Origin of the sequence: Mesorhizobium sp. M7A.F.Ca.ET.027.03.2.1 (assembly GCF_003999175.1) — a bacterium.
Taxonomy (GTDB): Bacteria; Pseudomonadota; Alphaproteobacteria; order Rhizobiales; family Rhizobiaceae; genus Mesorhizobium.
The window spans coordinates 1-977 of sequence record NZ_RZOM01001543.1; the positions used below are offsets into that span (position 1 = coordinate 1).

Annotated in this window: 1 protein-coding gene; it reads left to right on the top strand. The window is 57.3% G+C overall.

The features are described from left to right. Nucleotides 1-22: 22 nt before the first annotated feature. Nucleotides 23-977 (top strand): thiamine pyrophosphate-dependent dehydrogenase E1 component subunit alpha (locus EN750_RS36310; RefSeq protein WP_245482922.1); only part of this gene is annotated, 955 nt, incomplete at its 3' end.

Genomic DNA, 977 nt, shown 5'->3' on the forward strand with positions numbered 1-977 from the left:
GCTACAAATACTGCGCGATATGATGATCATACGCGAATTCGAGACGATTTTGGCTTCGCTAAAGGCAAAGGGGGCATATTGCGGCATTGAGTTTAACTACAAAGGGCCGGCTCACCTTTCGATCGGGCAAGAGGCTGCTGCCGTCGGAGCGGCTGCCTCACTCGAGCCGCATGACCATATTTTCGGCAGTCATCGCAGCCATGGCGAGTTCATCGCCAAGGGCCTTTCGGCGATCCGAAAGCTCCCCGACGATGCCATGCGTCTCATCATGGAGAGCCATGAGCGTGGTGCGCTTCTCAGGACCGTGGAGACCTCTCTGCAGGGTCCGAAAGGAATCGAGACCGCGGAGAATTTTCTATTGCTCGGCCTGCTTGCAGAGATATTCATGCGCTCAACCGGTTTCAACCGGGGCATGGGCGGGTCAATGCATGCCTTTTTCCCCCCCTTTGGAACTTATCCGAACAATGCGATTGTCGGCGCGTCTGCCGGAATAGCCACGGGGGCCGCATTGCGAAAGAAGCTTGCGGGGGCCAGCGGCATCACTGTGGCCAACGCGGGCGATGGCTCTACTGGCTGCGGGCCGGTCTGGGAAGCGATGAATTTCGCCGCCATGGCACAATTCGACACGCTGTGGGCGGATGCTTTCAAAGGTGGTTTGCCGGTCCTGTTTTTCTTCAACAACAACTTTTATGCGATGGGCGGTCAGACCATCGGTGAAACAATGGGATGGGACCGCCTGTCTCGCATAGGGCTGGCGGTCAACCAGCAAGCCATACACGCGGAAACCGTCGACGGAACAAATCCGCTCGCCGTTGCTGACGCCGTTGCACGCAAGCGCGAGCTTTTGGTCCAGGGCCGCGGGCCAGCCTTGCTGGACGTCGAATGTTACCGCAGCTCGGGTCATTCAACGACAGATATCAACTCTTATCGGACGAAGGACGAGATGCAGGCATGGGAACAGCATGATCCTATCATTC